13 protein-coding genes are annotated in these 14,515 nt (G+C 56.9%); 2 read left to right on the forward strand and 11 right to left on the reverse strand.

Going from position 1 to position 14,515, the window contains the following annotated elements:
* Positions 1-200: 200 nt before the first annotated feature.
* The gene (locus tag SK47_RS01305; protein WP_003861096.1) at positions 201-533 is read left to right on the forward strand and encodes a YceK/YidQ family lipoprotein; all 333 of its coding nucleotides are present in this window, start codon (positions 201-203) and stop codon (positions 531-533) included.
* Here the strand turns inward: SK47_RS01305 and SK47_RS01310 are convergent.
* The 8 genes from SK47_RS01310 to SK47_RS01345 form a co-directional block, all read right to left on the reverse strand.
* Entirely contained in the window at positions 530-1,759 is a 1,230-nt protein-coding gene (locus tag SK47_RS01310) for a DUF3748 domain-containing protein (RefSeq protein ID WP_072203066.1), read from the reverse strand. The two genes, SK47_RS01305 and SK47_RS01310, sit on opposite strands and share 4 nt — an antisense overlap.
* Before the next feature lie 51 nt (positions 1,760-1,810).
* Positions 1,811-3,148, reverse strand: coding sequence for an MFS transporter (locus SK47_RS01315; RefSeq protein ID WP_162184034.1), 1,338 nt, complete (start codon positions 3,146-3,148; stop codon positions 1,811-1,813).
* A gap of 181 nt (positions 3,149-3,329) precedes the next feature.
* The gene (dgoD, locus tag SK47_RS01320) at positions 3,330-4,478 is read right to left on the reverse strand and encodes a galactonate dehydratase (RefSeq protein ID WP_003861103.1); all 1,149 of its coding nucleotides are present in this window, start codon (positions 4,476-4,478) and stop codon (positions 3,330-3,332) included.
* Positions 4,475-5,092: a 2-dehydro-3-deoxy-6-phosphogalactonate aldolase gene (locus tag SK47_RS01325; RefSeq protein WP_048243368.1), complete on the reverse strand. Its 618-nt coding sequence runs from the start codon at positions 5,090-5,092 to the stop codon at positions 4,475-4,477. The genes dgoD and SK47_RS01325 overlap by 4 nt, the downstream gene beginning before the upstream one ends.
* Entirely contained in the window at positions 5,076-5,954 is an 879-nt protein-coding gene (locus tag SK47_RS01330; RefSeq protein WP_048243370.1) for a 2-dehydro-3-deoxygalactonokinase, read from the reverse strand. The genes SK47_RS01325 and SK47_RS01330 overlap by 17 nt, the downstream gene beginning before the upstream one ends.
* Positions 5,951-6,640 carry a D-galactonate utilization transcriptional regulator DgoR gene (gene dgoR / locus SK47_RS01335; RefSeq protein WP_003861109.1) on the reverse strand — a complete coding sequence of 230 codons (690 nt, stop codon included), beginning with the start codon at positions 6,638-6,640 and terminating at the stop codon, positions 5,951-5,953. Before dgoR ends, SK47_RS01330 begins: the two co-directional genes overlap by 4 nt.
* A 226-nt stretch (positions 6,641-6,866) precedes the next feature.
* On the reverse strand, positions 6,867-7,679 hold the full coding sequence (gene yidA / locus SK47_RS01340; protein ID WP_023295661.1) for a sugar-phosphatase: 813 nt from the start codon (positions 7,677-7,679) through the stop codon (positions 6,867-6,869).
* 113 nt (positions 7,680-7,792) lie between these two features.
* A complete protein-coding gene (locus SK47_RS01345) occupies positions 7,793-8,818 on the reverse strand; it encodes a zinc-dependent alcohol dehydrogenase family protein (protein WP_048243372.1) in 1,026 nt (341 codons plus the stop codon).
* Between the two features lie 113 nt (positions 8,819-8,931).
* Between SK47_RS01345 and SK47_RS01350 the strand changes: the two genes are divergently transcribed.
* The gene (locus tag SK47_RS01350) at positions 8,932-9,867 is read left to right on the forward strand and encodes a LysR family transcriptional regulator (protein ID WP_003861115.1); all 936 of its coding nucleotides are present in this window, start codon (positions 8,932-8,934) and stop codon (positions 9,865-9,867) included.
* 33 nt (positions 9,868-9,900) lie between these two features.
* On the opposite strand, the gene gyrB is transcribed toward SK47_RS01350, so the two are convergent.
* From gyrB to dnaN, 3 genes are read right to left on the reverse strand one after another with little or no spacing between them, the layout of a single operon-like run.
* Complete coding sequence (gyrB, locus tag SK47_RS01355) at positions 9,901-12,312, reverse strand: DNA topoisomerase (ATP-hydrolyzing) subunit B (protein ID WP_045336045.1); 2,412 nt, start codon at positions 12,310-12,312, stop codon at positions 9,901-9,903.
* 28 nt (positions 12,313-12,340) lie between these two features.
* A complete protein-coding gene (recF, locus tag SK47_RS01360) occupies positions 12,341-13,414 on the reverse strand; it encodes a DNA replication/repair protein RecF (protein ID WP_022646527.1) in 1,074 nt (357 codons plus the stop codon).
* The gene (dnaN, locus tag SK47_RS01365) at positions 13,414-14,514 is read right to left on the reverse strand and encodes a DNA polymerase III subunit beta (RefSeq protein ID WP_048243374.1); all 1,101 of its coding nucleotides are present in this window, start codon (positions 14,512-14,514) and stop codon (positions 13,414-13,416) included. The genes recF and dnaN overlap by 1 nt, the downstream gene beginning before the upstream one ends.
* Between the last annotated feature and the right edge of the window lies 1 nt (position 14,515).

Here is a 14,515-nt window from a genome sequence, read left to right on the forward strand (position 1 = left end):
ATGGATACGGCCTTTTCAAGCCTGTTGATGTGAGATTTTTTTGCACTTTGCTGGTTGTCGCATAGACTCAGGGGCACAGCACAAAGGGTTAAATTGCGATGGCGACCACAGTGCGGGAGTTTGGAGCTATCCATTTTGGACGCGCCTCGCTATAACCCTGAGTTGCAGGTCAATGCCGTGCTACTAATGATGACTGAGTGATGATGAGAAATGTTCTGATTAAGCTGGCGACGTTCAGCGGGGTTGTTTTACTTTGCGGGTGTTCGAGCGTGATGTCGCACACCGGCGGTAAAGAAGGAACATATCCGGGGACGCGCGCCAGTGCCGCAATGATCTCTGATGATGAGACAAACTGGGGTACCAAATCTCTGGCGATTCTTGATATGCCGTTTACGGCGGTTGCCGATACGCTTTTGCTGCCGTGGGATATGTTCCGCACCGACAGCTCAGTGCGTTCGCGCGTTGAGAAAAGCGAGCAGGAGACGCTGGCAACCAACTCCGTCATCCCGCCCGCAGCGATGCCTCCACGCTAATTCTGTGCGGTTTCCGTTAGCCACAGCTGGCGGAAACCGTCCTTCTCTTCCATCCATGTAATAAATCGTCCGTCCGGGGAAAACACCACAGCGTCAGCAGACGGCGGATTGCCATGATCGGAGGTCAAAAACGTCACCTCACCGGTCTGCGCATCGCAGCAGGCAATGCGGCTTTCGAGCACAAACCCAAGTGCGCGGCCAGAAGGATGCCAGTTAAAAGCCGACTGAATATCACGCTCAGTGTGGGTCAGCTGGCGCGGCTCGCCGCCCTCAGGGGAGATAAGCCACAGCTGCACAACGCCGTTATCGTCCCGCATTAAAAACGCGACCTGCGTCCCCTGTGGATTGCTGCGCACCCAGTGGCGCGGCACGTTCACCAGCCCCGGATACGCCTTCTGATGGGTGAAGGTAAGGCGGCGTTGCATGACGCCCGCAGGCGGCGCGGGCATTGTATCCGGCGTTCCCTGCAACGGCGCATCGCCCGCTCGTTTCCAGCCCTGCTCGTCTTTGGGAAGATCGACAATAAACAGTTCGGGCACTTTCTCGCCTTTCGCAGACACCGTATCGCCGATAAACGCCAGCCTGTCGTTGCCCACCCAGCCCTCTTCATAGGCGCGGTTGATCTCATCGCTGCCCGGTTTCGGGTTCGGCGTTGTCCGGCTTACCAGTACGCTCCAGAAGGTTCCGGCATATTCCCGCGGATGGTTCCCCTGTGGGTTTACCGGACCACAAGGCGCCGCCACCCCGACGTTACGCAAATCCAGCTGCGGATCGCGCGCGTGCAGCACATGGTCGTTATAGGTAAAGCTGACGAACTGCCCGTTCGGGCTAAAAACGTGAACGTGGGTGCCGCCACGCAGCGCACCTGCCGTGTAAGGCGCGGTGATATCCATCGCATCAAGATTGCTCACCTGACCATTGTGCGCAATCACCCCCTGACGATGGTGAAAATCATACTGCCAGTCTGCATCCGGGTTTTTCGGGCCGTGGATAAAAACATATTTGTCCTGCGCCGGATGAACGGTTACCACGCCAACATGCGCGCCGTCAGTCGCACGGTAGATCGCCTCAACCTCGCCCGTACTAACATTGACCCGCTCAATGGTTTCACCGGTAAACGACGCGCCGGACGGGCGGACATCATAGACAAGCCACTGGCTGTCTGGCGTCCAGGTGTTGATGTTGGTGAGCTGGTGGTTGCGGGAAGCGAAGGTGATTTGTTTCATGAAAATACCCTGATGCGCGGTTATCGCATCAGGGTAAAACATCCGAAGGGATTAGCCTACTCGTTTCACGTCGCCGACCAGCAGGATATAGGAGAGCGCCCCGATCAGCGCCACGGCAGAGATATACACCAGCGCCGGACCAAAGCCGTAGTCCTGCGCCAGGTAACCGATGACCAGCGGCACGGTGATCCCGCCTAGGCCGCCAACGAAGTTAAACACGCCGCCGGTCAGGCCAATCAGACGCATCGGCGCCAGCGACGACACCAGCGACCAGGTGATGGAGGCAAAACCGTTCCCGAAGAACGCTACCGCCATCAAGGTCATGATCCACACCGGATCGTTGGTGTAGTTCGCTCCCATGATGCAGGTAGAGATCAGTAGGCCGCAGATAATAGGCGTTTTACGCGCAACGCCCAGTGAGAAGCCTTTTTTCACCAGTTTGTCCGCCAGCCAGCCCGAGAGCAGGACGCCGAAAAACGCCGCAAGGAAGGGTACGGTGGTCATAAAGCCCGCCTTCAGCGCGGTAATCCCTTTTTCCTGGGTCAGATAGTTCGGGAACCAGGTGAGGAAGAACCACAGCGTGGAAGTCACCGCGAACTGACCCAGATAAACGCCCACCAGCTTACGGTGGAAGACCAGCTTCCAGTCCGCTCTGGTCAGCGGCTGGCGCGCCTCTTTTTTCACGGGCGCATCGCCGTCCACCAGGCCACCGCCGTCGCGGATGTAGTCCAGTTCGGCTTTGGTGATGCTTTTGGTCAGGCGCGGCGGCTGATAAACCTTAAACCAGATTAACGACCAGATAATGCCGATCCCGCCGGTGACGATGAACACCCAGTGCCAGCTCAGTAGCTCCTGGATCCAGATTAACAGCGGCGTCAGAAATGCCAGGCCAACAAACTGCCCGGAGGTGTAAAAACCAACAGCGGAAGCGCGTTCGTGTTCCGGGAACCAGCTGGTCACCATGCGGTTGTTGGTCGGAAACGCGGGCGCTTCAAACACCCCGGTGATGGCGCGCAGGCCAATCAGTGACATCAGCCCGGTGGCGAAGCCCTGGAACAGGGTCGCCATGGACCAGCCAAAAATAGCGATAAAGTAGGTCAGACGCGACCCCACGCGGTCAAGGAACCAGCCGCCCGGGATCTGGCAGAGCGTATACAGCCAGGCAAACGCCGAGAAGACGTAGCCCATTTCCGCTTTGGTGATGCCAAACTCTTCCTGAATATGAGCCGATGCCACGGCAAGGTTGGCGCGGTCGACATAACAGATGACCACGGTAATAAAGATCATGATCAGCGTCAGGTAACGACGACGCCCGGTTTTTGCAGCAGTAACTGGAATATCCATCGCAATCTGTCTCCAGATTTTGGGCATAGCGAAGCCGCTCACCATGCCCTGTAATTTACAGAGGGTGTATTTGGTTTTTTTTAATTAAAAACGTAAACGGAATACGCTAAATAATTCGTGCTGGGGGAAGGCGGCAAGTTTTCGCATCCCCGGGAGCATACAAAAGTATGTGACCGGGGTAAGAAAACGCAGCCAACGCATCACCAGCGCGAAGTATGACGCGCATTTACCACTCGGCTACGGAACCGTCTTCATGACGCCACAGTGGGTTACGCCAGTCCGGCGCACTTTTACTCAGCTCAATGACTTTGGCTTCGTCGATCTCCACGCCAAGGCCCGGCTTCGTTAACGGTTTAAAGAAACCGCCTTCCATGCTGAAGTCTTCCTTGTTTTTCACAAAGTCGAGCAGCTCCGCGCCCTTGTTATAGTGAATGCCCATGCTTTGTTCCTGGAACACCGCATTGCGCGAGACGAAGTCGACGTGCAGACAGGCCGCAAGCGCAATTGGCCCAAGCGGACAGTGCGGGGCCAGCGCCACATCGTAGGCTTCTGCCATTCCGGCAATTTTGTAGCATTCGGTGATGCCACCCGCGTGGGAGAGGTCCGGTTGCAGGATCGCAATGCCGCCCGCTTCCAGCACGCGTTTAAACTCGAAGCGCGAGAACATGCGTTCACCCGCCGCGATGGGAATGTGCGTCTGTTCAGCCAGTTTCGGATAGTATTCCGCCTGCTCGGCCAGCACCGGCTCTTCGATAAACAGCGGGCGATACGGCTCCAGCTCTTTAATCAGCACTTTGGCCATTGGCGCGCTGACGCGGCCGTGGAAATCCAGGCCAAACTCAATCTCGTTGCCGAAAGCCTCGCGGATTTGCGCCACGGTGTTCACCGCCCGGTCTACCGCGCGCGAGTTGTCGATAACGCCCATCTCTTCGCAGCCGTTGAGTTTGAAGGTGTCAAAACCGATGTTGCGCAGTTGCCGGATACCGTCGATCACTTCCGCAGGGCGGTCACCGCCCACCCAGCTGTAGGCTTTGATTTTGTCGCGCACCAGGCCGCCCATTAATTGCCAGACCGGGGCATTCAGCACTTTGCCTTTGATATCCCACAGCGCCTGATCAATACCGGCGATGGCGCTCATCAGGATCGGACCGCCACGGTAAAATCCCGCCCGGTACATGACCTGCCACAGGTCGTTGATGCGCGCCGGATCCTGGCCAATCAGGTATTCGCCCAGCTCGTGAACCGCGGCTTCAACGGTGCGCGCACGGCCTTCAATCACCGGCTCGCCCCAGCCAACCACGCCTTCGTCGGTTTCGATTTTCAGGAACATCCAACGCGGGGGTAAACGGTACGTGGTGAGTTTGGTTATTTTCATTGCACTGCCTCTCGATACGCTTTCACAAATGCTGCCGCCTGCTGTGCGGTACGCTCAACGGGCTGTCCGGCACGATAGAGATCGCTGCCCAGCCCGGCGCCCACACAGCCCGCTTTTATCCACTGCACCAGGTTTTCCGGCGTGACGCCGCCCACGGCAAAGACCGGCACGCTGGCGGGTAAGACCGCTTTCAGCGCTTTGATGTAATCCGGACCAAAGGCCGACGACGGGAAAATTTTGAGAGACTGTGCGCCTGCATCGAGGGCGGCAAAGGCTTCTGTAGCCGTGGCGCAACCCGGGCAAACGGTCATGCCGTACTCCACCGCCCGGCGGATCACCTCGGGGTTGATATTCGGTGTGACGATAAGCTTGCAGCCCATCTTCGCCAGTTCATCCACCTGCTCCGGCTGTAATACGGTACCAGCGCCAACCAGCGCCTTATCACCAAACGCCTTCACAATTGCCGGAATGCTTTTTTCCCACTCCGGGGAGTTGAGCGGGATTTCCACCGCGTCGAACCCGGCGTCGATCACCGCGCCAACGTGCGCTAAGGCCTCACCGGGCGTGATACCGCGCAAAATCGCGATCAGGGGAAGTTCAGTTTGCCACTGCATGAGCGATGCTCCTTATGCCTGCCTGAAATGCCGTGTCGCCTTCCACCGCAGCAACATCCCGTCCGATAGCGTGGAACGCCTGGCGGTAACGAGACGTCAGCGATGAACCCGCGACGAGCGTGATGGCCTGCTGCCCGGCGAACGCGTCGCTCAGGGTGGCGACCTCTGCGCCAATCAGCAGGCCGGACAGAAATTCGCTGACCTGTTCGCGCGGAAGATTTCCCAGCACGTGCGAGGCGCGAACCTCAAAAAGTTGCGGCAAAACGGCAGGGGATGCGATCCCGCGCTCCAGCCCGGCGGCAAACGCTTCCGGCGAAGGGGTCTGCTCCGGCAAACCGGCCCCCACCAGCGAGTGCTTAAGCAGCAAGTGGTGCAATTCGCCGGTCATTACGGTGCGAAAGTCATGAATTTGCTCAGCATCCGCCTGGACCCATTTGCAGTGCGTCCCGGGCATGACGTAGACAGAAGAAGGAGAAAGCGTGCGCGCCCCGAGCAGTTGCGTCTCTTCACCGCGCATCACGTTATGGTTATCGTCGCGAGAGACGCATAAACCGGGGATAATCCAGACATTGTCGCCAACGGACGTTAACTGCTCGCCAACGGCAGTGAAATACACCGGAACCGACAGATAAGGCGCAACCTTCCAGCCTACGTTACTGCCGACCATTCCGGCCATCACCACTGGCGTAGTACCGTCGCGCCAGTTTTGTGTCACCTCTGCTAACACCGCTGCTGGGGATTTACCGTTCAGGCGCGTCACACCTGCTTCTGATTGCCTGCTTTCCAGGCACTGCTCACCCTGGTAGAGCCAGGCGCGCAGATTGGTCGATCCCCAGTCAATTGCGATGTAGCGTGATGTCATGTGATTTCCTTCAACCTTCGTGTCGAGCTGGCGATCATGGTCAGCGCCGCCTGCTCTGCCGCATCGCCGTCCTGATGCCGTATCGCATCGAACAGCGCTTTATGTTCCTGAAGCGTTTTCGGCATGTTGGCCTCATCGCCCATCCAGGTACGTTCAAATACTGCTCGCTGTAGTGAGCTGATCGCCACGCTAAGCTGCTGTAAAACCGGGTTATGCACCGACTGCAATACCGCTTCGTGGTAACGAATGTCCGCTTCGTTGAACGCCTCCCGATTCTGGTTATTGGCGATCATGTCGTTTAAAGCCGACTCAATCTGTGCCAGGTCACCTGACGTTGCGCGCTCAGCCGCCCAGCGGGCAATGGCCGGTTCCACCAGATTTCGGACTTCGCTCATCGCGCCGATAAGCCGTGGGTCGTAGTCGTTTTCCAGTACCCATTGCAGAACATCGGTATCGAGGTAGTTCCACTGGTTACGCGGCGCCACAAACGCGCCGCGATAGCGCTTCATTTCAATCAGCCGCTTCGCCATCAGCGAGCGGAACACTTCCCGGATGATGTTGCGCGAGGTTTCAAACTCCTCGCACAGTTCCGCCTCTGCTGGCAGCGGCGAACCGGGAACGTATTTGCCACCCACAATCTGAGTGCCCAGCGTGATGACAATGCGATCGGTTTTATTGAGTGTCATGGAGAGTCCTTGTGCTCTGTAAGTCCATCACTACTTTACCGCGACCGCTGAATTTCGCCTCACTTTTGCAGTACAAACGTGAGGCCTTTCGTCTTTGCCGTGGCGACAATGTAGTACAATCAGTTAATGTTGTACTACAATCCAGATCACAAAAAGAACAATTCGATAAATTCAGGGCCAAAAAAAGCCCCGGTAGATAACCGAGGCTGATGATTACAGACAGCTGCTAGGAGAGGACAAATTTCTCGATCGCCCAGGCAACGCCGTCTTCCAGGTTAGATTTGGTCACGAAGTTCGCCACTTCTTTTACCGACGGGATGGCGTTATCCATCGCCACGCCCATGCCAGCATATTCGATCATCGCAATATCGTTTTCCTGGTCGCCCAGCGCCATGATCTCCTCAGGCTTGATGCCCAGCGCATCGGCAAGCGATTTGACGCCCGTGCCTTTATTGACGCGTTTATCGAGGATTTCGAGGAAGTACGGCGCACTTTTCAGCACGGTGTATTTCTCTTTTACCTCAGCCGGAATGCGTGAAATGGCTTTGTCGAGAACCGCAGGTTCATCAATCATCATCACTTTCAGGAACTGGGTTGCCGGATCCATTTTCTCCGCTTCACAGAACACCAGTGGAATGGTTGCAACGTAGGACTCGTGCACCGTGTAGTAGCTGATATCGCGGTTGGCGGTGTAAAGCGTATTGCGATCTAGCGCGTGGAAGTGAGAGCCCACGTCGCGGGAGAGTTTTTCCAGGAACCGGTAGTCATCATAGCTCAGTGCCGTTTGCGCCACCGTGCTGCCATCGGCTGCCTTTTGCACCAGCGCGCCGTTATAGGTGATGCAGTAATCACCAGGCTGGTTCATGTGCAGCTCTTTCAGGTAACTGTGCACCCCGGCATACGGGCGTCCGGTGGTGAGCACCACGTTCACGCCTTTTTCGCGTGCGGCGGCGATCGCATTTTTAACGGCAGGAGAGATAGTGTGGTCTGGCAGCAGCAGCGTGCCGTCCATATCGATTGCAATGAGTTTGATGGCCATGGGGTCCCCGGGATAAATGAGTGCTACCTCATGCTAACGCGATTAAGCACACAAAAATAGAGCTACCTTGCGCAACAAAAAGCCCCTTTTACGTTTATCCCGGGAACGGGAACTCACTCGCGGGTGAGAACGATTTTGCCAAACGCACCGCGATCCAGATGCTCAAGCGCCTGTTCCAGCTCGTCAAAGCGGTAGCGATGCTCAATCACCGGTTTTAACTCCGTGACATCAACAGCACGGACAAAATCTTCCAGCGCCCGGCGGTGTCCAACCCCAATCCCCTGAATGACGGGGGATTTCAGCAACAGCTCGCTTGCAGGCAGAGAAATTTCTGTCCCGGCCAGCACGCCAATGACCGATATCCGCCCATGAACGGCAACGGCGCGCAGGGAATGTCTCAGGTTCTCCCCACCCACGGTTTCGATAATATGGTCGATGCCGCGATCCTGCGTCAGTGCCAGCGTATTTTCAGCCCAGTCGCCTTTCAGTCGGTTGATGCCATGGCTGGCCCCCAGCTTTTTGGCCCGCGCCAGTTTTTCATCACTTCCCGAGGAGACAAACACCTCTGCGCCGTGCGCTTTTGCTATCTGCAAAGCGAATAGCGCCACACCGCCCGTCCCTTGTACCAGCACCGATTGCCCGGCGCGTAAATGACCGCGCTCCACCAGCGCGAACCATGCGGTAAGCCCCGCGCAAGGAAGCGTACTGGCCTCAGCGTCATCCAGGCTTTCCGGGGACGCCACCAGCGCGTTTTCACTCACAATCACATATTCGGCCAGCATGCCCTGGAAGTATCCACCGGACGTTTTATAGGGCAAATCGCGCGCGTCTGCCTGCGGCTTGCCGTCGATCCATTCCGGGAAGAAGGTTGAGATGACGCGTGCGCCGGGTTTGAAACGCGTAACGCCTTCACCGATGCTGTCCACCACGCCTGCCATGTCAGATGCTGGGGTAAACGGGAAGGAAAGCGGAATCGGCATCGTGCCTTCAATCACCATTTTATCCCGGTAGTTGAGCGCAACGGCATTTACCCGTACGCGAACCTCTCCCGGGCCTGGCTGTGGAACAGGCTCCTGAACGAGCCTGAGGCTTTCACGACCAAGGGCATCCATTGACCAGCGTTGCATTGTTGCTGTCATTTTTTTCTCCTGTCATCAGATGATTTTCAGTTCTGACAGTCTACCGTTGACTCAGCGTCACCAGTGGCGATAAGTTTTCCCATCATTGATGACCAAATTGATACAATTCATCCATGACCGATACGCTGAAAGATATTCCCGTTTTCGTTGCCTCCGTTGAGGCAGGAAGTTTTGCCCAGGCCGCCGTCCGTCTGCATTTGTCGCGCTCGGCGGTAGGAAAAAGCATTGCTCGTCTTGAAGAGAGGCTGGGGGTTCGTCTGTTTCATCGGACCACCCGCAGCCAGAGGCTGACCGATAACGGCGCGCTTTTTTATGAACGCTGCCTGCGCGCGCTGGAAGAGATCCGTGGCGCTGAATCGCAGCTTGAAACCGGAAAACATCAGGTCAGCGGTCGGCTGCGTGTTGCCATGCCGGTGCTGTTTGGTCGCCAGTGTATCGCCCCGCTGCTAATAGAGCTGGCGCAGGAGCATCCCGGGCTTGAGCTTGAAATGTCCTTTAGCGACCGCATCGTGGATCTTGTGGAAGAAGGGTTTGATATGGCGGTGCGCAATGGCACCCTGGCTGACAGCGCCGTGCTGGTCGCCAGAAGGCTGGGGGTGCACCGAATGGTTCTGTGTGCCGCGCCGGATTATCTGATTAAGAATGGCCAGCCGCAAAGCGTTGATGATTTACGCCAGTATACGGCCATTAACTACACGCGTGCGGGCAGAGTCTTACCCTGGCAGCTGATGGATTACGATGGCACGTCGCGCACGTTTATTCCCCGCTCATCCCTCAATATGGATGATTTGCAGGCGATCTGCGACGCGGCGCTGGCCGGCCACGGTATTGCATGGTTACCCTGCTGGATGGTCATCAAAGAAATTCATCAGGGAAATCTTGTCCCGCTCTTTAAGCAGGCCCCGGATGTACGCTTCGACGTTCATGCCGTCTGGCAGCAGACGCCACACCTGCCGCTAAGGGTAAGAATTGCCATAGATATGCTGGTCAAACGTTTACCGGCAGTGATGTCGCTGGAGTTTCCTGCGTCCATAAAAAAGCCGCGCTAAAGCGCGGCCAGTTATGTTGTCGTAAAGCGACGATTAAATATCGATATTCGCCGCCTTCAGGGCGTTCTCTTCGATGAAGGCGCGACGTGGTTCAACCGCATCGCCCATCAGGGTCGTGAACAGCTGATCCGCTGCAATCGCGTCTTTAACGGTAACGCGCAGCATGCGGCGGCTTTCCGGATCCATGGTGGTTTCCCACAGCTGATCCGGGTTCATTTCGCCCAGACCTTTATAACGCTGAATAGAGAGGCCGCGACGGGACTCTTTCACCAGCCATTCCAGCGCCTGCTCGAAGCTTGCCACCGGCTGACGGCGCTCGCCACGTTCGATGAACGCATCGTCTTCGATCAGACCGCGCAGCTTCTCGCCCAGGGTGCAGATACGGCGGTATTCCGGACCAGTAACAAACTCGTGCTCCAGCGGGTAGTCGGTATCGACGCCGTGGGTACGCACGCGCACGATCGGCTCGAACTGCTGCTCAGCGTTCTGCTGAACGTCGAACTTCCACTGGCTGCCGTGCTGCTCTTTCTCGTTCAGCTCGCTCACCAGGGTGTTCACCCAGCGGGTGACGTTCTGCTCGTTGCTCAGATCGGCTTCGGTCAGGGTCGGCTGATAAATCAGCTCTTTCAGCAGCGCTTTCGGATAGCGACGCTCCATACGGCCAATCATTTTCTGCGTGGCGTTGAACTCGGAGACCAGACGCTCCAGCGGCTCACCGGCCAGCGCTGGCGCGCTGGAGTTTGCGTGCAGGGTCGCACCATCAAGGGCGATCGCGATTTGGTACTGATCCATCGCGTCGTCATCTTTAATGTACTGTTCCTGCTTGCCTTTTTTCACCTTGTACAGCGGTGGCTGCGCAATGTAGACGTGGCCGCGCTCAACGATTTCCGGCATCTGACGATAGAAGAAGGTCAACAGCAGCGTACGGATGTGCGAGCCGTCGACGTCCGCATCGGTCATGATGATGATGCTGTGATAACGCAGTTTGTCCGGGTTGTACTCGTCGCGACCAATGCCGCAGCCGAGCGCGGTGATGAGCGTCGCCACTTCCTGAGAAGAGAGCATCTTGTCGAAGCGCGCTTTCTCAACGTTGAGGATTTTACCCTTCAGCGGCAGAATCGCCTGGTTCTTGCGGTTACGGCCCTGCTTTGCAGAACCGCCCGCGGAGTCCCCTTCCACAAGGTACAGTTCAGACAGCGCCGGGTCGCGTTCCTGACAGTCAGCCAGTTTGCCCGGCAGGCCTGCCAGGTCCAGCGCGCCTTTACGACGGGTCATTTCACGCGCTTTACGCGCCGCTTCACGGGCACGCGCCGCATCGATAATTTTACCCACCACGATTTTCGCGTCGGACGGGTTTTCCAGCAGGTATTCGCTCAGCAGTTCGTTCATCTGCTGTTCAACCGCCGATTTCACCTCAGAAGAGACCAGCTTGTCTTTGGTCTGTGAGGAGAACTTCGGATCCGGCACCTTCACGGAGACCACGGCAATCAGGCCTTCACGGGCATCGTCACCGGTGGCGCTGACTTTCGCTTTTTTGCTGTAGCCTTCTTTGTCCATGTAAGCGTTCAGGGTACGGGTCATCGCCGCGCGGAAGCCCGCAAGGTGCGTACCGCCGTCGCGCTGTGGAATGTTGTTGGTGAAGCAGTAAATGTTTTCCTGGAAACCGTCGTTCCACTGCAAGGCCACTTCCACGCCGATACCGTCTTTTTCAGTAGAGAAGTAGAAGATATTCGGGTGAATTGGCGTTTTGTTCTTGTTCAGATACTCAACGAACGCCTTGATACCACCTTCGTAATGGAAGTGGTCTTCTTTGTTGTCGCGTTTGTCGCGCAGACGAATCGACACGCCGGAGTTCAGGAACGACAGTTCACGCAGGCGTTTCGCCAGAATGTCGTACTCGAATTCGGTGACGTTGGTGAAGGTTTCAAGGCTCGGCCAGAAACGCACCATGGTACCGGTTTTCTCGGTATCGCCCGTGACGGCCAGCGGCGCTTCAGGCACGCCGTGCTGGTAGATCTGACGGTGAATTTTGCCTTCGCGCTGGATAACCAGCTCCAGCTTCTGCGACAGGGCGTTTACTACGGATACACCTACGCCGTGCAGACCGCCGGAAACTTTATAGGAGTTATCATCGAACTTACCGCCTGCGTGCAGAACGGTCATGATGACTTCCGCCGCGGAGACGCCCTCTTCCGGGTGAATACCGGTTGGGATGCCACGGCCGTCATCGGTGACGGAGACGGAGTTATCCGCATGGATGGTGACCACGATGTCTTTACAGTGACCCGCGAGCGCTTCGTCGATAGCGTTATCTACCACCTCGAATACCATGTGGTGCAGACCGGTGCCGTCATCCGTGTCGCCGATATACATACCCGGGCGCTTACGCACCGCATCCAGCCCTTTCAGGACTTTGATACTGGAGGAGTCATAAGAATTCGACATCAACGTTTCTCGCTCATTTCAACTTGGGTTAATCCGTTATTTTACCCTTTTCCACGGTAAACATCTTCGAATTTTCGTCCGACATGTCCATAACGTGTTCAGCGCTAATGGCGCTGACGAAAACCTGCGACTGCGTGGCTTTTAAGCGGCTGGCAAGCAGCCCGCGCCGCGCGTCGTCAAGTTCCGAGGCAAAATCATCTATCAGGTACAGGCAGCGTCGCCCACTTTCGCGGGTGAGGAACTCCCCCTGCGCCAGGCGCAGCGCACACATCAGGAGCTTGAGCTGCCCGCGCGACAGCGTGTCTTCCACCGGCGCACCGTCGGCACGAATGCGGAAATCCGCCTTGTGCGGGCCGTGCGCGGTGTAGGTCAACATGCGATCGCGCTCGAAGCTTCTCTCTAACACCTCGGCATAGTCCGTCTCTTTTTCCCAGCCACGCTGGAAAGAGAAGGTGAGAGAGAACTCGGGTAAAAACTGTTTGCAGGTGTCGGCCATGTCTTCGGCGATACCTGCGCTGTATTCGGCACGCCAGCGGCTGATTTGTTCCGCTAGAGGGATGAGTTCCATGTCCCACGGACGCAGCTGGGCGTAGCGCGTGACCTGGCGCAATGCGGCGTTACGCTGTTTAAGCAGACGCTTCAGGTTGCTCCAGGCGTTAAAGAAACCGGCTTCATTGTGAAAGCATCCCCAGTCGAGGAACGCTCTTCTGTATTTGGGGCCGCCGTTGAGTAAAGTAAACCCCTCGGGCGTAATCAGCTGCATCGGCATCAGCAGCGCCAGCTCCGCCACCTTGTGGCCATCGGTGCCGTCGATGCGCACCTTGCTGTCGCCCTGCTTGTCTTTGGTCAGGCCGATGGCGGTTTCCCGCTCTGCGCCCTGCAAACGCCCATGCAGCACAAACGCATCCTGTTCGTGGCGAATCACGCGACCAATCTGCAAACTGCGAAACGCCCGGCCGTGGCCGAGCGTATAGATGGCTTCCAGCACGCTGGTTTTGCCGCTGCCGTTCGCGCCAACCAGGAAGTTAAAGCCAGGGGATAAAGCGAGATCCGCGCTTTCGATATTGCGAAAGTCGCGGATCAACAGACGGGTGAGCGACATTACAGTCTCATTGGCATGACAACATAAGCAGCCGACTGTGATGCGGCATCTTCAATCTGTACGCTCGAAACGGAGTCAGTCAGCAGGATGCGAACGTTCTCGCATTTCAGTGCATTCAGCACATCCAGCACGTAGCTGACGTTGAAGCCGATTTCCATCTCAGCCCCGGCGTAGGTGACGTCCAGTATCTCTTCTGCCTCTTCCTGCTCCGGGTTGTTGGCGGTGATTTTGATCTGGTTTTCACTCACGTACAGACGTACGCCGCGGAATTTCTCGTTCGAGAGAATAGCGGCACGCGCAAACGCCTGCTTGAGGATGTCGCAACCCGCCTCCAGCATTTTGTCCGGATTCTTCGGCAATACGCGGCGATAATCCGGGAAACGACCGTCTACCAGCTTCGATGTGAAGACAAAATCGCCCACGTGGGCACGAATATTGTTGCTGCCAATCTGCACGCGCAGTGGGGTATCGCCGCCGTCGAGCATGCGCATCAGTTCAATTACGCCTTTACGCGGTACGATCACCGAATGGTTTGGCAGTGAATCGCCAATCGGCATGGAACAGACCGCCAGACGGTGACCGTCGGTCGCCACGGTACGCAGCTCTTCACCTTCGGTTTCGAACAGCATGCCGTTTAAGTAGTAACGAACGTCCTGATGCGCCATGGAGAACTGCGTGGCTTCAATCAGACGCTTCATCGTCGCCTGCGGCAGGGTAAATTCAACTTCGCTCTGCCAGTCGTCCAGGTTCGGGAAGTCCGCAGCGGGCAGCGTGGAGAGGGAGAAACGGCTGCGGCCAGAGCGCACCAGCATGCGGTCGCCCTCCAGCTGCACGGCGATTTCAGCGCCTTCCGGCAGCCCACGGCAAATATCAAAGAATTTACGTGCCGGAACCGTGGTCGCGCCCGCGTCGTGCGGCTGAGTCAGCGTAACGCGCGCGATCATTTCCATTTCCAGATCTGTGCCGGTCAGCGACAGCGTACCGTCCGCGACCTGAAGCAGCAGGTTTCCAAGAATAGGCAGCGTAGGGCGGCCGCCTAATGGGCCACTCACCTGTTGCAGCGGTTTTAATAAATGTTCACGTTCAACGGTAAATTTCATA

The sequence above is a fragment of the Enterobacter sp. BWH52 genome (assembly GCF_001037565.1).
GTDB classification, from domain to species: domain Bacteria; phylum Pseudomonadota; class Gammaproteobacteria; order Enterobacterales; family Enterobacteriaceae; genus Enterobacter; species Enterobacter hormaechei_C.